The sequence below is a fragment of the Nocardia sp. NPDC059240 genome (assembly GCF_042753865.1).
GTDB lineage: Bacteria > Actinomycetota > Actinomycetes > Mycobacteriales > Mycobacteriaceae > Nocardia.
Genome location: NZ_JBHZAC010000008.1, coordinates 452439 through 472119 on the forward strand (window position 1 = coordinate 452439; position 19681 = coordinate 472119).

Below are 19681 nucleotides of genomic sequence, written 5' to 3' on the forward strand. Positions count from 1 at the left end.
TGCACCGCTCCGACCTTGCCGCTGTCCAAGACCTGTTCCGACTGGCCGATACCCACCGGGTATCGCGCCGGTCCGTCACTCGGCGAGCTGCTGGGTGGACCGGCGGCCGGCTTCGGTGCAGCGGGTCAGAAAGTCGGCCAGCAGTTCCAGTTCAGGGGTGGTGTAGGTGGCGCACAGGTCGTCCATCTCGGTGTTCATGCCGGAGAACAGGGCATAGATCTCGGCGGTGCGATCGGGAACGGCTCGGATCACCACCGCGCGACGGTCGTTTTCGGCGCGTTCGCGCGCGATGAAACCGGCGCGTTCGAGGCGGTCGAGGATGCCGGTCATGGTGGCCGGATGCAGCCGCGCCGCGCGGGCGAGCGCGGTGGGACTGATCGGCCCCTGGACGGTGATCAGGTCGAGGCAGTCCATATCGGCGTCCTTGAGTTCCAGCCGAGCACCGACCTGACGGTTGAGCAGGGCGAGCTGCCCGCGCAGGTCGCGCAGTGAGCCCTTGACGGCGGTCACCATCCGGCGGCGAGCGCGCGAATCCTCAGGTGTTACGGAACTCATATAATATCCTTCTCGAATCAGTATATTATGAGATCCATATAATACCTCGATCGTAGGAACGGGTCATGTCTGCCATCTCCACCGCCGCAGTCGTCGTCACCACCATCAACGCGGTTCTCGTCGCCGGGTCCGGCCTCGGAGCCGCCCTGAAGATCGAACCGATCCTGGAACCCATGGCCAAGCTCGGTGTCCCCGAATCGTGGCTGGTCTTCCCGATCGGCACGCTGAAGCTGGCCGGAGCCCTCGGCCTGATTCTCGGATTGCTCGGCGTCCCCCTCATCGGCCCCGCCGCCGCCATCGGCCTCATCCTCTACTGGGTGTGCGCGATGTACACCCACATCCGCAGCCAGGACTTCAACCCGCAGTTCTATCTCGGAATGGTCTTCTGCGCCTTGTCCGTCGCGACCCTGTCGCTACAGATCCAATCCATCACCTTCCGCTAGGAGTTGCGGTCGGTGGGGTGGGATAGCCTCTCGGGGAATCGATTTGGGGAGGAAGAGTGCCGAGTTCCGAGGATTCGACGATGCGGGCAGCATCCGTGGTCGCCCGCTTGCGAGCGGTGGCGGCAGCATCGGAGGGTGCCGTTCGGCTGGGGCCCGGGGTGAGCGATCAGACCATCGACGGGTGGGGTGTGCCCGTTCCCGCCGACATTCGGGTGCTCGCCCAGGAAATCGGTGAGATCTGGTTCGACGAATACGATCCGATCACCTTCACGCACTCCGAGAATTCCGCGCCCGGCTGCTGCCGGGGCGGGGCGGCGGGGACGTGGTGGGTGTTGCACACCAACGGGGCCGCCGAAACCTATTACGCCGATATCGATCCCGAGACCGGGGCGTGGGGACGCGTGTTCTCGCACTGGGAGGACGACTCGGCCGCACTCGTGGCCGAGTCGGTGCTCGACTGGTTCGAGTCGCTGGCCGAGGGACTCGACCTGGCGGTACGGATCGCCGCGGGCGAGCGGCACCCAGACCTGCGCGAAGAGCTCGACGAGGACGAACTCGGCGAACTCGACTTCGAGGACGTGTTCATCGACTGGTTTCACCGAGGCGGAGACGTCCTGGTTTTCGACGCCGAAGCGATCGTCGCACCGATGCCGGTCGCCGAGGCCCGCTACTCCCCCGACCCCGAACTCGCGGCCGTCGCGGCAGCACTGCCCGAGGGCGGGGTACTGGCCGACCTGAGGGACGCCGGTTACCCGACATCCGTACCGTTCGGCTACCTACGTGGCGGCCCGGCGAAATACCGCCGCTTGTCCGGAGGCGCATTTCTCGCGGCGATCCCGAGTAACTGAGCAGACGCTGCTCGGTGCCTTCGACAATCCGTCAGTGACGCGGCGGGGGGCTGTCGTCGTCCTTGTCGTCCTCGGTGCGGGGGTCGACGCCCGTGTCGGAGGAGATTCGACGGGGGCGGGCGATTCGACGGATTCCGGCGGCGGGGGCGTCGGCCGCCCGTTTGCGGCGGGCTTCGCCGAGGTCGATGACGCTGCCGTCCTGGCCGGGAGCGTTCGGGTCGGGCGGTGGAGCGGGGAAACCGGCTTGGCCGGGATCGACCGGCCACCAGCCGGTTTCGCGTTGTAGTTCCGAGCGCATGACCGGCCGGGTGGGCGCGGGGTCGTAGGCCGACAGCACTTCGGGGTTGAAGGTTTTGCGGGGAGGCTCGCTGACTTCCTCCGACATGCGCCGTGGGCGGCGCGGCATCCGGGTGAGATTCGAGGGGCCATCCTCTGATTCGGGCGCTTTCGTCTCGCCCGCCTTCAGGCTTTCCAGTTTTCGACGCAATTGTTCGACCGCGTCGAACCGGTCCCCGCCCGGTCCCGGCAGCCTTCCCCGCCCCGGCACCTCCCGATCCGACATCGGAACTACCAGCCGACGAGTGCCGTGGCACCCGCCGACCATACGACCGCCGGTGCCCCGAACCGATCTCTCGAACTCTTGCCTCTTACGTCGATCACGTCTGTATTCTCCCTCAGCACTGCACACGCTCCCCGCCCAGTGTCCCACCGACCACCGACACCGGGCGCACAGGCATTACCGGGCGTTTCGCGGTGGAAGGTAGGTTCGGGGGATGGGGAGTGCGGGCGGTCCGGGGGACCGGTCATTCGACGTGCGGCGGTGGATCTCGATCGTGATCGGAATCGCGGTGGCCGCCTTGGTCATCGCGGTAGTCCCGGCGTGGTGGTGCGGGCGCGATGCCGACGCCTGGTATCGCGGGGAGCCGGGCCGGGTCCGGGCACTCGCCGAGGAGATGGTGGCCTACGAAGCGGCCGATGACCAGCAGCATTCCGGGAATGCCGACGGCATGTGGGGGCTGCTCGCGCATCAGATGACCGCGCTGGGGCTGGCGCAGGTGGTGCTCGCGCATCCGGAATGGCGCGACCGCTACGCGCCGGTCGCGACCAAGGCCGCGGCCAAGAGCCTGCGGGCGAATATGCGGTCCGAATTCACCGCGGCGTGGCACGGCGAGGACGGGATCACCGTCCCCGACAGTCCGCACGGTCACGCCTACCTCTCATATCCCGCACTCGCGCTCGGGATGGCGCGACTGGTCGATCCCGCGTTCCCCGCCGACCTGGCCGCCCAACAAGACGCGCTCATCGCCTCCTTCGAGCGGCGGCTGCTCGCCTCGCCGACCGCGCTGCTGGAAACCCTTCCGGGCGAGGCCTATCCGACCGATGTGGCGGCGGTGGCGGCCGCGATCGCCGTACACGGCCGGGTCACTGGCGTCGATCACACCGCGGTGCTCACGCATTGGGCCCGGCAGGCGCGGGCGGTGCAGATCGACCAGGCGACCGGGCTGGTGTGGCAGCGGATGGGCGTCGACGGGCGTCCGCACGACGCCCCGCGCGCTTCGGGCACCGGATTCGCGGCGTATTTCGCGGGTTTCGCGGATCGGACCCTCGCGAAGGAGTTCGCCGACGGATTCTTCCGGCAGGAACGCAGCGTGCTCGGCTTCGCCGGGATGCACGAATACGGCGGCGGCTCATCCGGTCCCGGGGATATCGACAGCGGGCCGGTGCTCCTCGGCATCTCGGTGTCGGCGACCGCGTTCGCGCTCGCCCCGGCCCGAGCCTTCGGCAACAAAGCCCTCTTCACCCGCGTGTACCGCACCGCCGCGCTGGCCGGTCTGCCCGTGCGCAGCGGTGATCGCCTGCGCTTCACGACCGCCGGCGCGATCGGCAATGCGCTGCTGCTCGCCTTCCTCACCTCCGGCCCGGAGGTGGCCCGATGAGACGACCCGATTCCGCGATGCTGCTGACCGGATGGCGGCTGGTACGCGTCCCACTGATCTTGATTGTGGCGTATCTCGCACTGCGCGAGACACTCTCGGCACTCTCGGCCCGGCACGGGCTGGGTTCGCCGGACGGCCTCGGCCTGGGCTATCTGGCCGTCACGGTGCTGACCGAGGGTCTGCGCCTGATCCTGCTGATCGTGGTGCCCGCGGTCGTGGCCTACCGGGTGGTGGCGTATGCGGTATCGCGTCTGCCGCATCGGAGCGCCGCGCCGGCCGTACCCGTCGCACCGGAATTCGGCGAGCGCGAGGTCACCGAACCGACGCGCTGATCCGGGCGGTGATGACGGCCGCCAGTTCGGCGGGCCGCTCCTCCGGGACCCAGTGGGTGGCGTCGAGGACCTCGTGGGTGAACGGCGCCTGCACGTAGTGCGCTGTCAGCGTCGCGTTCTCGGGCACGATGTAGTGGTCGCGGGTGCTGGAGACGTGGGTCGTCGGGACGGTGACCTTGCGGAATGCCTTGCGCGGGTCGGCGATCAGCATGGCCCGATACCAGTTGATGGAGTACTTCAGCGCCCCGCCGCGGACGATGTCGTGCACGACGCGGTCGAGCTGTTCGGCGTCCATGCCCGAGGCCGCGAGCGCCCGCTCCCGGCGTTCGGGATGCTTCGGATCGCTCAGTGCGGGAAGCAGTCCGGCCAACACCAGCTCCGGCAGGAACGGCACCTGGAACAGCACCATGTAGGGGGTGCGCAGCAGCTGGCTGGTGGTGAACGCGGTACGCACGAAGGCGCCGGGGTGCGGGATCGACACCGAGGTGAGGGTCGCGACCAGGTCCGGGCGGGCGGCGGCGAGCGACCAGGCGACCGCCGAACCCCAGTCGTGGCCGACGACGTGCACCGGCCCGACACCGAGAGCGTCGATCAGCGCCACGGTGTCGCCGACCAGCGCGGTCATCCGGTAGGCGAACCGGCCACGGGGGCGCGCGCCCGGTGAATAGCCGCGCTGGGTGGGAGCGATGGTGCGGTAACCGGATTCGTGCAGATATGGCGTGAGCCGCGCCCATTCGGTGGCGGTCTGCGGCCAGCCGTGCAACAGCAGGATCGGGGTGCCGTCGAGCGGACCTTCGTCGACCACGTCGAACGTCAATCCGTCATGCGTATAACTCGTTAGCCTCGTGGTCATCGTTCCCCTTTGATTTCGAGACTGCGTTATTGCCGCAGCCTACCGTCGAACCCCTGTTCTCCCGGCGGGGAAAGTTGTTCGTGGACCGGTCACCGAGTGATAGCCGACACATCGTGTAATTCGCAGGCACACAGTGCATTCCGAAGGCCCCGAACGGGTGCGAGCAGCGGGAATCCGCCAGCCGGAAGCAATACGGATGAAACTTTCCCTTTCAATTTCCCAAATCGAATACCGGCCGGTAGTGTGCCCCCGTCACCTCTCCGATGACGAAACCCCTGTTCTGGCAATGGAGTTCGAGTGCTGGAAATTCACCACTTCAGCTTTGGGTTGGTAACGCCCATCCTGGCTTACATCATGTCCGTCATCGGATCGCTGCTCGGCCTGCGATGTACGGCGCGCGCGGGCGTGGGAGACGGCCGCAACAGCTGGCTGATCGCGGCCGCGGTCGCGATCGGCGGCACCGGCATCTGGGTCATGCACTTCGTCGCCATGCTCGGCTTCACCATTCGCGGCGCGGAGATCCGCTACAACGTGCCGCTGACCATGCTCAGCGCCGTGATCTCGGTGACGGTGGTGTGGATGGGCCTGTTCATCGTGGCGCGCGAGCCCTTCGGACGGCTGTCGCTGTTCGCGGGTGGCGCGGTCACCGGGCTGGGCGTGGGTGCCATGCACTATTCGGGCATGTACGCCATGAAGTCCGACGCCACCATCGACTACGACCCGGCGATCGTGACGCTGTCGATGGTGATCGCGGTGGTCGCGGCCACCGTGGCGCTGTGGTTCACGCTGGTCATCAAGGGGATCTGGGCCACCCTCGGGGCAGCGCTCATCATGGGCGTGGCGGTGACGGGCATGCACTACACCGGCATGGCGTCGATGAGCGCGCACCACGTGGACAATGCCGCGGCCCCGCACGGCACGGCCGCCATGGAGTTGCTGGCGCCGCTGATGATCACCGTCAGCATCGTGACCTTGGTGCTGCTCATCCACGTGGGGCTCACCGAGGTGGACGAGCGCGCGATGATGCCGGAACCGGTACGGTCCCAGCCGGATTCGCCTGCGGCCTGGTCGCTGCGACCGTCCCCGGCGGCCGGTCAGGTGCGCGGCTTCGGTCATGACGTGTACGGCTCCGGCCAGGACGAACCGGGATCCACCGACTACCGGACCGCCGGTCTCTACCCGCCGGCCTCGGACTATCCGGTGCCGGGACGGCACGCGGTCACCGAGGCCACGGCTCCGGGTCGCTACCAGTCGGCTGGGGTCGGCCCCGCCGCCCGCCAGGACCACCAGCCGCAGCCGCCGCAGCGAGGCCGGCGCGGGTGAGAAGGCTCGCTCCCCGCGTGTGGGCCACCTGCGCACGAGCCCGCACCGACTGAGAATTGCCCGCCCGGTTCGCTGAGAATACGGACCGGGTGTTCGACTTTCGGGCATATCGGCAGCAAACTGACTGCCGTGGAGCACCACCAGCTGGAGCTGATCTTCGCGGTCCTGTTCGCGACCATCCTGGCCCAGCCGCTCGGACGGCGGCTGGGCCAGGCTCCCGCGGTGCTCATGACGGCCTTCGGGGTGGTCCTGGCGCTGATTCCGGCGGTCCCGCACATTCAGATCGACCCCAAACTCATCCTGCCGCTGGTGCTTCCGCCGCTGCTGTACGCGGCCGCGCGCCGCACTTCCTGGCGGCAGTTCGCCGAGAACTGGGCGGCCATCAGCCTGCGGGCGGTGGTGCTGGTGATCGTTACCACGGTGGCGGTGGCCTGGGCTTTTCATCTCTGGTATCCGACCGTGCCGATCGCCGCGGCGGTGGCGCTGGGTGCGGTGGTCGCGCCACCGGATCCGGTGGCGGTCTCCGCGCTGGCGGGCAAACTGGGACTGCCACGGCGTCTGGTGTCGGTGCTCGAGGGTGAGGGCCTGTTCAATGACGTGACCGCGATCGTGCTGTACTCCGCGGCAATCCAGGCCGTGGTGACCGGAAAGTTCTCGGCCTGGGGCGCATTCCGCGATTTCCTGCTGTCGGCGCTGGTCGGGGTGGCGGTCGGGCTGCTGTTCGGCTGGGCCGGAAGCAAACTCATGCAGTGGCTGGACGAAGCGCCGTGGCGGGTGGCGCTGGGTCTGCTGCTGCCGTTCGCGGCCTACGGGCTCTCGGAGTCGCGGGGCGGGTCCGCGGTACTGGCGGTGCTGGTGTGCTCGATGTATCTCACCGACGCCGCCACCGATTTCAGCGACAGCGACTACCGGCTGGTGGGCGACTCGTTCTGGAAGATCACCGAAATGCTGGTCACCGGTTTCGCTTTCGGGCTGATCGGGCTGGAGTTGAGCACGGTGATGCGCGATGCCGGGCCGCACTGGCCGCGGCTGCTGGGCGGGGCGGCGGTGGTGATCGCGGTGGTCGTGGGACTGCGACTGATCTGGCTGTTGAGCACGACCGCGATCTTCCGATCCTGGTGGCGCACCCGCGACAAGGACGAGCCGTACACCTGGCGCGAGACCGTGGTCACCTGGTGGGCGGGCATGCGCGGGGTGGCCACGGTGGCGCTCGCGCTGGCCGTGCCGTTCACCACCGACGCCGGGAAGCCGTTTCCGGGGCGCACCGAGATCCTGTTCACGGCGATCGCGGTGGTGCTGTTCACGCTGCTGCTGCAAGGCCCGACCCTGCCCGCGGTGGTGCGCGCGACCGGGGTGCACGCCGACACCGGCGCGGAACGCGCTCTCGAACGGCAACTCTGGACGCGAGTACTGCAGGCCGAACTCGCGCGGCTCAAGGAGATCTCCACTTCCGAGCAGTTGCCCGACGAGGTGTACGAGCGGCTGCGCACCGGGTTCGAACGCCGTCTGGCCCAAGCCGATCCGGAGGCCGCCGACAGCAATGCCCGCATGCACACCGACCGCACCCTGGCCTTCACCAAGCAGATTCGCGCCATCAGCAATGAGGTGCTCGAGGCGGGCCGGGCCGAAGCGCTCGCGGCCCGCCGGGAACCGGGCGTGCCGCCGGATGTCGTGGACCGGGTGATGCGGCGTCTAGACCTGCGCGGCAGCGGCGGTTGACCGGCGTCGAGGCCGTCTCAGTCGCCGATCCGCGCATCCCGCTCGCCCCGCACCGCACGGGCCGTGGTGATCGCGGGAGCCGCCAGCACCGCGATGAATTCGCGCAGGAACGATTTGCGTAGCAGGAGGCGTGCGGTTCGGGCCCCGGTCACCTGTGCGCGCAGTCCCAGCCGCTCGGCCAGCTGTGTCGTGCGCAGCACGTGGAAGTCGCTGGTCACCAGCGTGATCCGCGCTGCGGCCGGGTCGATGCCGCGCCGTCGCAGTTCCCACGCGGTGAAGCGCAGGTTTTCCTCGGTGTTGCGGGAGCGGTCCTCACGCACGATGGCATCGGGCGAAATGCCCTGCGCCGCCAGGTAATCCGCCATGGCGTCCGCCTCGGCGACGGATTCTCCGTTGCCCTGTCCTCCGGACACCACGAGGAGCGGCGTCCCGCCTCGGCCGTGTTCCGCGGCGACCACCTCGAGGGCGCGGTCGAGGCGACGCTTCAGCATGGGAGCGACCCGGTTGTCGCGCAGTTTGCAGCCGAGCACGACCACTACGTCCACCCCTGGACGCGGGGCAGAGCGCGCACGGCTCACGGTGTAACCGGCGAACCCGGTCAACGGGACCAGCACCGCCGCGCTCGCCAGCACCGCCGCACCCCATGCCCTCATCCCGGCTGCACCTCGCGCACCATGGGATCGACCCTAGTCACCCGCCCGCCACGGGCTCCGGCGACAGGCGGTCGGGCTCAGAACTCGAAGACGTAGGTGCTGCGGTTCTCGGCCGCACACATGCTCGGGTAGGTGTGCCGGTAGCTGACCGGGCTGCCCTGCCAGATGCCGTCGGCCGCGACGGTCACCGGGTCGTAGATCATCGGGCACATGCGCATCGGACGACCGTGCAGCTTCTCGAAATCGCCGCCGGCGGCATTCAACTCGTCGCACGCCGACCCGGTGGCCGGATGCGTGCCCAGTACCGTCGGGGCGCACACCAGCACGACCGACCGCTGACTCGACGCGCTCTCCAGCGAATCACCCTGCGCCACGGTCAAAGTCAATGCCGACGCGGGTAGGTCGTCGGTGTTCTGGGCTTGCGCCGACGATACGGAGACCAGCGTCGCGGCCACACCGACGCCTACACCGAGCATTCGTATACCGAGAGACACGATCGGTTACCTCCTCGACGACGGGTCCTCCCCCATCGATCGCCCCGACCGGACCGTATGTTTCATTCCGAGGCACACGGATTCACTCGGGATCGACGGCATCCAGCACGAGCGACGGTCCAGGCCTGCGGATATCGTTCACCCGACCGCTGCTCGCGTCGAGCACGAGCGGCGTGGCAGCGGACGGAAGTTCGGTGGAGGTGTCCTTGAGGTCGACGCCGGAGCGGCCGAGGCGGCGGGCTCCGTCGACCAGGGCGGCGGTGACCTGGGCGGCCCGGGCATAGGTGAGGCCTTCGGGCGGATGAATATTGGAGACGCAGTTCCGTTCGGCGTCGGTGCGGCCGGGGCGGGGGTGGTGGGTGAGGTAGATGCCCAGACTGTCGGCGACCGACAGGCCGGGACGTTCCCCGATGAGAACGAGAACCGTGGTGACACCGAGCGCCGCCCCGATGTGATCCCCCAGCGCCACCCGGGCCTGGGTGGCGATCACCGGCGGCGCGAAGGTGTAGCGGTCCCCGAGCGCCGCCATCAACGCCGCGACCATCGGCACCCCGTGATCGCTGAGCGCACGCGGCGAAAGCCCGTCCGCCAGCACGAATCCCACGTCCGCGCCGCTGTACGGCACTCCCGCGAGAACCTCCTCGGCGTCCGTCCGGCTCCCGGCCGCACCCATCCCCATGCCGTCCCCGCAACCGAGACCCGCGCCCGACCAGATGGTCCGCGCCCCAGGCGAATTGGCCGCCGCGACCCGATCTGCCACGTTCCGATCGGCCGCGACTACTTCGACAGCACCCGGCAGCCGCCCGAGATCGGGGCGGCGCAAATACTCGGAGCGATCCCCGGCCCGACTGCGCACATGCACCGGCTCCCCCACCCCGAGCGCCGACACCGCGGTGGCCAAGGCGTCCACATCGAGCGGATTGTGCACGGCATCCCGCGCGGCCGCGTGTGCGGCCCGAAACTCCAGCACCTCCCGCGTCGGCAACCCATCCCCCGCCCGCCCGAGCCCGATCCGCGCCTGCGTCGTCAGCCGCAACCCCGCCCAGAATTCCTGCGCGGCAACGTCTTCCGCTACCCCCATGAGGTCAGCATGCTCGTTGACCCGCACGCTCTCGTCGCCTTTCACAGCGCTCCTTCCGATGCCGGAACCACCCGGCGGCGTCGCATCCCTGAACGTAGATCACACGGCGTAAGCCGGGATTCGCTTCGGGTCGACGGCCGATCGTGCGACGCGCGGCCGGCCCGGGAGGCGCGGTCGCCGACGAGTTGACCGGGGCCTGAGTCGATTTCGGCAAGCCGCATGGTCGTCCACGCTGCTGCCCGATTGCCTACGCCGCGGTGGCGGCGCACAGGGTCCGGGCGGGTGATCATGCCGCCACCTCCTTGGCGGCGAGCGCGCGGAGCGGGGAGGTGAGCGGGGCGGTCGGGAGGATGCGGCCGGTGGAGTCGAGCATGCCGAGGTGGTCTAGCCAGGCGGCGAATTCGGGGGCGGGGGTGAGGTTCAGGACTTTTCGGGCGTAGAGGGCGTCGTGGTAGGCGAGGGATTGGTAGCCGAGCATGACATCGTCGGCGCCGGGGACGGCGATGACGAAGGCGCAACCTGCAGTGCCCAGGAGGGTGAGGAGGGTGTCCATGTCGTCCTGGTCGGCTTCGGCGTGGTTGGTGTAACAGACGTCGACGCCCATGGGGAGGCCGAGGAGTTTGCCGCAGAAGTGGTCTTCGAGGCCCGCGCGGATGATTTGTTTTCCGTCGTAGAGGTATTCGGGGCCGATGAACCCGACGACCGTGTTGATCAGCAGCGGGTCCAGGTCGCGGGCGACGGCGTAGGCGCGGGTCTCGAGGGTCTGCTGGTCGACGGGCCGACCGCCGGTGCCCAGGTGCGCACCGGCCGAGAGGGCCGAGCCCTGACCGGTTTCCAGGTACATGACATTGTCGCCGACGGTGCCGCGCCGCAGCGACCGCCCGGCCTCGTTGGCCTCGCGCAGCAGCGAGATATTCACGCCGAAACCGGAATTCGCGCCCTCGGTGCCCGCGATGGACTGGAACACCAGATCCACCGGCGCGCCCGCCTCGATGAGCCCGACGGTGGTGGTGACGTGCGAGAGCACGCACGACTGGGTCGGGATGTCGAAGCGCTGGCGCACCTCGTCGAGCAGGTACAGCAGATCCGCGGTGGCGCGCGGGGAATCGGTGGCGGGGTTGATGCCGATGACCGCGTCCCCGCAGCCCAGCAGCAGCCCGTCGAGCACCGCGGCCGCGATGCCGCGCGGATCGTCGGTGGGATGGTTGGGTTGCAGCCGGGTGGCCAGCGTGCCCGGCAGACCGATGCTGGTGCGGAACCCGGACCGCACCTGCACGGCGTGCGCGACCGCGATCAGATCCTGATTGCGCATGAGTTTGCTGACGGCCGCGACCATTTCGGGGGTGAGCCCCGACGCGACCGCGGCGAGGGTGACCGCGGCGTCGGCGGTGGCGGCCACGGCCAGCAGCCAGTCCCGCAGCCCGCCCACGGTCAGATGCGAAACGGCCTGGTACGCCGCACGGTCGTGGCTGTCGACGATCAGTCGCGTGACCTCGTCGGTCTCGTACGGCACCACCATGTCGGCGAGAAAGGTGTCCAGCGGCACCTCCGCCAGCGCCCACTGCGCTGCCGCTCGCTCGGCGTCGGAATGTGCCGCGCACCCGGCGAGTTCGTCGCCGCTGCGGCGCGGGGTGGCCTTGGCCAGCAGATCGACCAGACCGTCGAAGGTGTAGGTGTGGCCGCCCAGGCGCTGGTGATACATCACCATTCCGATCGTCCGGACCCATGTTGCTGCGACGTAACCGCCGCTTTCCCTGGGCATTAATGCGCGTTACGCGTGCCGAATCGCCCCCGGGATACCATCGAGTAATGGCATTGGCCACCTATGAGCCGCCCTGGCTGCGCACCGTCGACCTCGGCGAACAGGCACGCGCCCTGCTCGTCTGGTGGGCGCAGCCGCACCGGCTGCGGCGCGCCGTGCAGGCTTATCGCGATCTGCTGGCGGTCACGCCGGCGTGTATCGCCTACGCGTTCACGCTGTTCATCACCTGGTGGACGCTGCGCGGGGCCAGCGATATCGTCGGGCGGCGGCTGATCTTCTCGGCGTCGACGAATCTGCGCAATATGCAGAAGGATCCGATCCAGGTGCTGCTGGCCTCGGCCTTCTGGACCGATGGCGGCTTCCCGTGGGGCGACATCCTGATCCTGGTCACGCTGATGGCGCTGGCCGAACGCTGGCTGGGTTCGCTGCGCTGGATTTTCGTGGTGGCCATCGGTCATGTCGGGGCCACGCTGATCACCGTGCTGGGCATCGCGCACAAGCTCGACAAGCATCTGATCCCGACCCGGGTGGCGTTCGCCTCGGATGTGGGCCCCAGCTACGGGATCTCGGCCATGCTGGCGGCGATCACCTTCCGGCTGCGCGGCCCGGCCCGCTGGCTGTGGGCGCTGGGCGTGCTGATCTGGTATGCGTACGGCGTCTATCACGGGCGCACCTTCACCGATTACGGCCATTTCTTCGCGCTGCTCATCGGTTTCACGGTGGGTGCGATCGCGGTGGCGCTCTCGCATCGCCTGGTCACGATGCGAGAGCGCAAGGCGGCCCGGCGTTTAGCCCGGGACGGGGTCGATGCGGCGGTCGCGTTGCACGAGCCGGATGACGGGCTCGACGACGCGGGCCGCGATCGGGCCGAGCACGGCCATCATCAGCACGTAGGCGGAGGCCAGGGCGGCCAGCCGCCCGTCCACGCCACCGAGTGAAACCGCCAGTCCGGCAATGACGATGGAGAATTCGCCGCGCGCCACCAGCGCCGCACCCGCACGCGCCCGGCCCATGCGGCGAATCCCCTGACGGGAGGCCGCGAACCAGCCGGTGGCGATCTTGGTCAGTGCGGTCACGACGGCCAGCAGGATCGCCCAGCCCAGCACCGGCGGTATCGCGCGCGGATCGGTATTGAGCCCGAACGCCACGAAGAAGATGGCCGCGAACAGATCCCGCAGCGGTTCGAGGAGTTTCGCCGCCTCGTGCGCGGTGGAGTCGGAGATGGCGATGCCCAGCAGGAACGCGCCGACGGCCGCCGACACATTGAGCGCCGATGCCGCGCCCGCCACCAGCAGTGCCGCGCCGAGCAGCTTGAGCAGGAACACTTCCCGATCGTCACTGTCGACGATCTTCGACACGTAGCGTCCGTAGCGCAGCGCCACAACGAGTACCACGGTGATCGCGACCAGGGCGATGGCCAGTGACCGCAGCCCGCTCACGAAGCTCAGCCCGGCCAGCATCATGGTGAGGATCGGCAGGTACACCGCCATGGCCAGATCCTCGAACACCAGGATCGACAGCACGACCGGCGTCTCACGGTTACCTAATCGGCCCAGGTCGTTGAGCACTTTGGCGACGATGCCCGAGGAGGAGATATAGGTGACGCCCGCCATGGTGACCGCGCCGACCGCACCCCACCCCAACATGAGCGCCACGATCACGCCCGGTGTCGCGTTGAGGAAGATGTCGAGCAGACCCGCCAGCCAGTCCCGGCGTAATCCGGTCACCAATTCGGCTGCGGTGTATTCCAATCCGAGCAGCAACAGCAGTAGTACCACGCCGATCTCACCGGCGAGGTGACCGAATTCGGTGGCGGCCTGCATGCGCACGATGCCGCCGTCACCGAAGGCCAGGCCGCCTAATAGATAGAGCGGGATCGGCGACATGCCGAAGCGGGCGGCCAGTCGCCCCAGCATGCCGAGCGCGAAGAGGATCGCGCCTAGTTCGAACAGGGCTAGACCGGTCGAATCCACCGGTTCAGCCGTCGACCAGGATGCGAGCGGCCGCGTCCAGCCCGTGCGGTGTACCGACGACGACCAGGATGTCGCCCGAATCGAGCACCTGGTCAGGCCCCGGTGACGGTTGCACCTGCCCGGCCCGCATGATCGCCACGATCGACGCCTTGGTCCGGGTTCGCATGCCGGTGTCGCCGAGGCGGCGTCCGCGATACGGGGAGCTGCCGCTGATGCTGAGCTGGCGGGTGGTGATCCCGGGTAGGTCCGAGTGCTCCTCTCGCAACTGCTGCACTAGTTGCGGCGCGCCCAGCAGATTCGCCATCACGGCGGCCTCGTCCGGGGTCAGCGGCACCTGGGCCAGGCAGGCGTCCGGATCGTCCCGCTGCGACACGATGAGATCGATGCCGCCGTCCCGGTGCGCAACCACCCCGATCCGTCGGCCCGATCTGACTTCGAAGTCCTTGCGTACACCGATTCCGGGCAGCGCTGTCACGTCGACGTTCACGCCGTCCAGACTAGGACAACCCGCCCGAATCCCCGGGAGCTATGTCCCCGGACGAGATCAACAATCGGTCCCGGACGAGATCAACTTGCCGTGAGCGGGGCGAACGTGCCGTCGGGTCCGGGCCGGAAATCGGCTACCTCGAGCACCGCGGTCAGGGTCAGCGGGCCGTAGAGATGTGGGAAGAGCATGGAGTCCGGATCGGTGGGCACACCGGGCTCCCACTTCACCGGCGCGGTCAGGCGGGCCGGATCCAGGTGCAGCAGAACGAGATCCGTGCGACCGGCGAAGATCCGGTTGGCCGGGAGATGGGCCTGATACGGCGCGGAGAGGTGGATGAAACCGGTCTCGCCGAGGTCCGGGGTGCGGTATTCGCCTGCGGCGCGGGCGGATTCCCATTCCGCCCGGGAGCAGATGTGCAGCAGCATCGACGGCGTCGTGTCCTGTTCGTTTCCCACCCGTCCACTCTAGAACTCGACGCGGCCCGTGCTCGGAACGGTGGCGCGGCCCGCGCTCAGAACGGTGCGGGGCGGGCCACGTGCGGTGAGATGTCGTTGACGCCGACCCGGATCGGCGCGAAGCGGCCGATCGCGCGGGATGCGGCCACGGTGTCGGCGGTCCAGACGCTCAGGCACGGTCCGGCCGGGGAACGCCGCGCGAGGTCGAACGCTTCCGCCGCGTCGGCGACCCGCACCACCGGCAGCACCGGGCCGAGGGTCTGCTGGGTGAGCACGGCCATGGTGGGGTCGACCTCGCCGAGCACGGTCGGTTCGAAGAGGTGGTCGCCGCCGGTGCCGCCGCAGCGCAGGCTCGCACCCTTGTGCAGGGCGTCGCGCACCTGATCGAGCACCAGGTCGACCTGGGCGGCCGAGGTCATCACCCCGATGCCGATCTCGTCGCCGAGCAGCGGCCCGAAGGCGGCGGCCTCGGTCACCAGCTTGTCGAGAAAGGCGTCGTAGGCGGGGGTTTCGACATAGATGCGCTCGACGCAGTTGCAGCTTTGCCCGTTGTTCGCCAGCCCGCCCAGCGCAATGCCGGCGGCGGCCCGATCCAGGTCAGCATCGGACAAAACGACCGCTGCGGACTTGCCGCCGAGGTCCAGGCAGCACGGAATCAGCCGGGCCGCGGCGCGCAGCGCCACCACCTTGCCGGTCGCCACGCTCCCGGTGAACCGGACATAATCCACGCAATCGAGGACAGCCGGACCGGCCTCGCGCCCGGCCACCGTCTCGAAAACCGCTGGGGCCCCGGTGCTGTGCCAGCCCGCGGTGATCGCGCGCAGGGTCAGCGGCGTCTCCGAGGACGGCTTCACCACCACTGCGGCCCCCGCGACCAGCGCGGGCGCGGCGTCGAAGATGGCCAGGGCGAGGGGATACGTCCACGGCCCGATCACCCCGACCACCGCGCCCGCGGGCTGCGCGACGGCCAGCTGCATGGCCGCCCCCGGGCGCAGGGCGACCTGCGGGTGTCGTCCGCCCAGGTATTCCGCGCCGTGCGCGCGATAGTGGTCGAGGGCATCGAGGGCCAGGCCGAACTCGGCATCGGCCTCCGACTCGGTCTTGCCGGTCTCCAGCCCCAGCAGCGCGACCAGCGCATCCCGGTTGTCCAGCAACCAGTTTCGGAACACGGTCAACCAATGGATCCGACCGACCACCCCGAGCGAGTGCCAGAGCGCGGCATTGTCGCGCAATCGCTCCACGGTGGCCCGCACCACGGCGGGCGTCTCGGTGGCGATGGTGTCGACCACCCGGCCGTCGGCGGGTGCGATCACGGTGAGCATGGGCGGGCGGACCTTTCCGGCATCCGGCACCTGAGCATCTGAGCTTTGCGCTGTGCGCATGAATCTCACCGTATGGGTGAGGGTTTCGGCCGACCAGCTCCCAATGGGCCAGGAATCGGCGAATATCGGCCGCACCAGGCAACTTACCGGCCGGTAACGGGCATGCGGAAGCCCAAAGTTTGCGAGACTTCCTGAGTGACGGAAGAGTTGGCACCACTGCGTTCCATCACCAGCACCGCGCTGCTGGCCGATTTCGCGGTGGGCCGGGGCATCCCACTGCCGGAGGTGCTGCGCGACACCGGCATCAGGGAGGGCAATCTGCACGACCCCTCGGCCGAAATCACCATGGGCCAAGAGTTCTCGGTGATGCGCAATGTGGTCGAGGCCGTGGACGACGAACCCGGTATGGGATTGCTGGCCGGTCTGCTGTGTCACCCGCCGACCCTCGGCGTGCTGGGCTTCGCGTTGATGAGCAGCTCGAATCTGCGTCACGCCATGGACATTGCGCTGCGCTACGCGGATCTGTCCTTCTCCGCCGCCCGGCATCACAGCGAGGATCACGGTGCCGAGGTGTGGGTGCTGCGCGACGACAGCATGCTGCCGCCGGAGATCCGCCGCTTCGCTCTGGAGCGCGATCTCGCGGCCATCGCCACCATCCAGCAGGACCTCATCCCCACCCGGATCCCCGCCGTGCACGTGCAGCTCTATGTGGACGCGCATCCGATCTACGAGATGTTCGGGGCGGTGTTCGGGGTCGAGGAGGTGCTGTTCTCGGTTCCGCAGTCGCGCATGGCTTTTCAGACCAGCACCCTGGAACTGCCGCTACCCCAAGCAAATTTGTCGACCGCCCGGTTTTACGAGCAGCAGTGCGCCGACCTGATGGAGTCGCGCCACAGCCGCTCGGGCCTGTCCGGCCGGGTGCGTCAGCTGCTCATCCGCCACGGCGGCTCCGCCGACCAGGCCCGCATCGCCGCCGACCTGGACGTGAGTGTGCGCACCCTGCGCCGCCGCCTGTCGGAGGAGGGCACCACCTTCCGCGAGCTGAGCCTCGAGACCGTCGGCATGCTCGCCGAGGAACTGCTCATCGCGGGCCTCACCGTCGAACAGGCCGCCGACCGGCTCGGCTACGCCAGCGTATCGGCCTTCGCCTCGGCGTTCCGCACCTGGAAGGGCCAATCACCGGGGCACTTCGGCCGGCTGCACCGGGGCCGCGCCCCCGTCCGCACCCGCTGACGGAAACCGGACAGACGGGATCTGGTAGACCGGCAGGTACGACCCGTGTAGCCGAACCTGCGAGGAAGCATGAATTCGTCCGTCATCATGTCCGCCCGTGATCTCGAGTTCCTGCTCTACGACTGGCTCGACGTGACGGCGCTGACCGGGCGCGAACGCTTCGCCGACCACTCCCGCGAGACCTTCGACCAGGTATTGCAGCTGTGCCAGGATCTGGCGACGACCTACTTCGCGCCGCACAATCGCGAGAACGATCTGCACGAACCCACCTTCGACGGCGAGCGGGTCAGCATCATCCCCGCGGTCGGCAAGGCGCTGAAGGCGTTCGCCGAATCCGGGATGATCGGCGCGGCAATGGATTACGAGATCGGCGGCATGCAGCTGCCGCATTCGGTCTACACCGCCTGCATGTCGTGGTTCCATGCCGCCAATGTCGGCAGCGCGGCCTACGTCATGCTCACCACCGGCAATGCCAATCTGCTTGCCGCGCACGGCAGCCCGGAGCAGATCGACACCTACGTGCGGCCCATGCTGGAGGGCCGCAATTTCGGCACCATGGCGCTGTCGGAGCCGCAGGCCGGGTCCAGCCTGGCCGATATCACCACCCGGGCCGTGCCCGCGACGGACGGTGCGTACCGGCTGTTCGGGCACAAGATGTGGATCTCCGGTGGTGATCACGAACTGTCGGACAACATCATCCATCTGGTGCTGGCCCGCATCCCGGGCGCGCCGGAGGGCACCCGCGGCATCTCGCTTTTCGTCGTGCCCAAGTTCCTGCCCGACGCCGAGGGCAAGGCGACCGTGCACAACGATGTGGCGCTCTCGGGCATCAATCACAAGATGGGCTGGCGCGGCACGGTCAATACCGCGCCCGTGTTCGGCGACGGCAACTTCACCCCGGGCGGGGAGGCGGGCGCGATCGGGTATCTGGTCGGCGAACCGAATCACGGTCTGGCGCAGATGTTCACGATGATGAACGAGGCGCGGATCAGCGTCGGCCTGGCCGCCACCGCGCTGGGCTACACCGGCTACCTCAAGTCCCTGGAGTACGCCCGCAGCCGTCCGCAGGGCCGCTCGGTCTCCGCGCGCGGCGGTGCGCAGGTGCCGATCATCGAGCACCCGGATGTGCGGCGCATGCTGTTGGCCCAGAAGTCCTATGCCGAAGGAGCTTTGGCACTGGCGCTGTACTGCGGCAAACTCGTCGACGAACAGCGCACCGCGACAAGTGAACCCGCGCGCGACCGGGCCGCCACCCTGCTGCGCATCCTCACCCCGATCGCCAAGTCCTGGCCGAGCCAGTGGTGCCTGACCGCCAACGATCTGGCCATCCAGATCCACGGCGGGGCCGGCTACACCCGCGACTACGACGTGGAACAGCACTATCGCGACAACCGGCTCAACCCGATTCACGAAGGTACCCACGGCATTCAGAGCCTGGATCTGCTGGGCCGCCAGGTCACCCTCGACAACGGCGCGGCCCTGGCCGTGCTGCTCGAAACAATGAGCGTCGCCATCGCCGCGGCCCGCGCCACCGGCGACGCCGAACTCGCGGGGTTCGCCGCGGCCCTGGAAGCCGCCACCACGCGCCTGACGGCCACCACTGCGGGTCTGTGGCGCAACGGCGATCCCGTGGCGGCCCTGGCCAATTCAGCCGTGTATCTGGAGGCGTTCGGTCACGTGGTGCTGGCCTGGATCTGGCTCGAACAGGCGGTGACCGCGCACACACTGCCCGCCGAGGACGCCCAGCATCGCGACCGCACGGCGTTCCGACAGGGCAAGCTCCTGGCCGCCCGCTACTTCTTCCGGTGGGAACTGCCGCGCACCGCAGCGCAATTCGACCTGCTCGACTCGGGTGACCGCACCACCCTGGAGCTCGACGAATCCTGGTTCTGAGCGCGCACACCGCAATTGCGTCCCGGCGGTTGTTCGCGCTCCGCGAACAACCGACACCCCGCTCTACCCCCCTCCCGTATACCGAACGGCCGGTGTGACGAGGTCACGCCGGTCGCTGCGGGGTTCGCGATCCACCCGCCTTGATTACGGTTTGCTGGCGCTCCGGCCACAAGAACCAATCGGAGTGTGAGCGTCGGTGGGCGCGGGTAGTCTCCCGGTAGACAACTCGATCAGTGCATCCGAACGGCAGGTGACCACTCCCCCGCGACCGATTCCCAGGACCTGTTCGCTTTCAGCGAAATCCCAGGTCGTGTTACT

At 68.6% G+C, this 19681-nt stretch carries 19 protein-coding genes and 1 pseudogene; 9 read left to right on the plus strand and 11 right to left on the minus strand.

Annotated features, from left to right (window positions below; genetic code table 11):
* Window positions 1–75: 75 nt before the first annotated feature.
* On the minus strand, window positions 76–555 hold the full coding sequence (locus ACFXHA_RS29685) for a MarR family transcriptional regulator (RefSeq protein WP_379362256.1): 480 nt from the start codon (window positions 553–555) through the stop codon (window positions 76–78).
* 65 nt (window positions 556–620) lie between these two features.
* Between ACFXHA_RS29685 and ACFXHA_RS29690 the strand changes: the two genes are divergently transcribed.
* Entirely contained in the window at window positions 621–998 is a 378-nt protein-coding gene (locus ACFXHA_RS29690; protein ID WP_379362257.1) for a DoxX family protein, read from the plus strand.
* 80 nt (window positions 999–1078) lie between these two features.
* A complete protein-coding gene (locus tag ACFXHA_RS29695) occupies window positions 1079–1846 on the plus strand; it encodes a hypothetical protein (protein ID WP_379362258.1) in 768 nt (255 codons plus the stop codon).
* A 31-nt stretch (window positions 1847–1877) separates the two neighbouring features.
* On the opposite strand, the gene ACFXHA_RS29700 is transcribed toward ACFXHA_RS29695, so the two are convergent.
* The gene (locus tag ACFXHA_RS29700; protein WP_379362259.1) at window positions 1878–2408 is read right to left on the minus strand and encodes a hypothetical protein; all 531 of its coding nucleotides are present in this window, start codon (window positions 2406–2408) and stop codon (window positions 1878–1880) included.
* A gap of 211 nt (window positions 2409–2619) precedes the next feature.
* Between ACFXHA_RS29700 and ACFXHA_RS29705 the strand changes: the two genes are divergently transcribed.
* Entirely contained in the window at window positions 2620–3783 is a 1164-nt protein-coding gene (locus tag ACFXHA_RS29705) for a hypothetical protein (RefSeq protein ID WP_379362260.1), read from the plus strand.
* Window positions 3780–4115 (plus strand): hypothetical protein, encoded by a 336-nt coding sequence (locus ACFXHA_RS29710; RefSeq protein ID WP_379362261.1) that lies wholly within the window; start codon window positions 3780–3782, stop codon window positions 4113–4115. The genes ACFXHA_RS29705 and ACFXHA_RS29710 overlap by 4 nt, the downstream gene beginning before the upstream one ends.
* Here ACFXHA_RS29710 and ACFXHA_RS29715 read toward each other — a convergent pair.
* Window positions 4096–4968, minus strand: coding sequence for an alpha/beta fold hydrolase (locus tag ACFXHA_RS29715; RefSeq protein WP_379362262.1), 873 nt, complete (start codon window positions 4966–4968; stop codon window positions 4096–4098). The genes ACFXHA_RS29710 and ACFXHA_RS29715 overlap by 20 nt on opposite strands.
* A gap of 354 nt (window positions 4969–5322) precedes the next feature.
* Here ACFXHA_RS29715 and ACFXHA_RS29720 point away from each other — a divergent pair, with 354 nt between their 5' ends.
* Together ACFXHA_RS29720 and ACFXHA_RS29725 are read left to right on the plus strand one after the other, a co-directional pair.
* Complete coding sequence (locus ACFXHA_RS29720; protein ID WP_379362263.1) at window positions 5323–6291, plus strand: MHYT domain-containing protein; 969 nt, start codon at window positions 5323–5325, stop codon at window positions 6289–6291.
* 129 nt (window positions 6292–6420) lie between these two features.
* The gene (locus ACFXHA_RS29725; RefSeq protein ID WP_379362264.1) at window positions 6421–8010 is read left to right on the plus strand and encodes a Na+/H+ antiporter; all 1590 of its coding nucleotides are present in this window, start codon (window positions 6421–6423) and stop codon (window positions 8008–8010) included.
* A 17-nt stretch (window positions 8011–8027) separates the two neighbouring features.
* Here the strand turns inward: ACFXHA_RS29725 and ACFXHA_RS29730 are convergent, their stop codons facing one another.
* The 4 genes from ACFXHA_RS29730 to ACFXHA_RS29745 form a co-directional block, all read right to left on the minus strand.
* A complete protein-coding gene (locus ACFXHA_RS29730) occupies window positions 8028–8663 on the minus strand; it encodes a YdcF family protein (RefSeq protein WP_379362265.1) in 636 nt (211 codons plus the stop codon).
* Between the two features lie 77 nt (window positions 8664–8740).
* Window positions 8741–9157, minus strand: coding sequence for a subtilase-type protease inhibitor (locus ACFXHA_RS29735; protein WP_379362266.1), 417 nt, complete (start codon window positions 9155–9157; stop codon window positions 8741–8743).
* An 82-nt stretch (window positions 9158–9239) separates the two neighbouring features.
* Entirely contained in the window at window positions 9240–10238 is a 999-nt protein-coding gene (locus ACFXHA_RS29740; RefSeq protein ID WP_379362318.1) for an ethanolamine ammonia-lyase subunit EutC, read from the minus strand.
* A 286-nt stretch (window positions 10239–10524) separates the two neighbouring features.
* Complete coding sequence (locus ACFXHA_RS29745) at window positions 10525–11946, minus strand: ethanolamine ammonia-lyase subunit EutB (RefSeq protein ID WP_379362267.1); 1422 nt, start codon at window positions 11944–11946, stop codon at window positions 10525–10527.
* Window positions 11947–12047: 101 nt separating this feature from the next.
* On the opposite strand from ACFXHA_RS29745, the pseudogene ACFXHA_RS29750 reads away from it, so the two are divergent.
* Window positions 12048–12713 (plus strand): annotated as a pseudogene (locus tag ACFXHA_RS29750) (rhomboid-like protein); the annotation flags it as partial.
* Between the two features lie 75 nt (window positions 12714–12788).
* On the opposite strand, the gene ACFXHA_RS29755 reads toward ACFXHA_RS29750, so the two are convergent.
* From ACFXHA_RS29755 to ACFXHA_RS29770, 4 genes are all read right to left on the minus strand, one after another.
* Entirely contained in the window at window positions 12789–13973 is a 1185-nt protein-coding gene (locus ACFXHA_RS29755) for a cation:proton antiporter (RefSeq protein WP_379362268.1), read from the minus strand.
* A gap of 4 nt (window positions 13974–13977) precedes the next feature.
* Window positions 13978–14460, minus strand: coding sequence for a cation:proton antiporter regulatory subunit (locus tag ACFXHA_RS29760; RefSeq protein WP_379362269.1), 483 nt, complete (start codon window positions 14458–14460; stop codon window positions 13978–13980).
* Window positions 14461–14540: 80 nt separating this feature from the next.
* Window positions 14541–14885 (minus strand): DUF952 domain-containing protein, encoded by a 345-nt coding sequence (locus ACFXHA_RS29765; protein ID WP_379362319.1) that lies wholly within the window; start codon window positions 14883–14885, stop codon window positions 14541–14543.
* 86 nt (window positions 14886–14971) lie between these two features.
* Complete coding sequence (locus tag ACFXHA_RS29770; RefSeq protein ID WP_379362270.1) at window positions 14972–16297, minus strand: aldehyde dehydrogenase family protein; 1326 nt, start codon at window positions 16295–16297, stop codon at window positions 14972–14974.
* Window positions 16298–16432: 135 nt separating this feature from the next.
* Between ACFXHA_RS29770 and ACFXHA_RS29775 the strand changes: the two genes are divergently transcribed.
* Complete coding sequence (locus tag ACFXHA_RS29775) at window positions 16433–17470, plus strand: AraC family transcriptional regulator (RefSeq protein ID WP_379362271.1); 1038 nt, start codon at window positions 16433–16435, stop codon at window positions 17468–17470.
* Between the two features lie 69 nt (window positions 17471–17539).
* Window positions 17540–19363, plus strand: a complete 1824-nt coding sequence (locus tag ACFXHA_RS29780; protein ID WP_379362272.1) for an acyl-CoA dehydrogenase — start codon at window positions 17540–17542, stop codon at window positions 19361–19363.
* Window positions 19364–19681 lie beyond the last annotated feature (318 nt).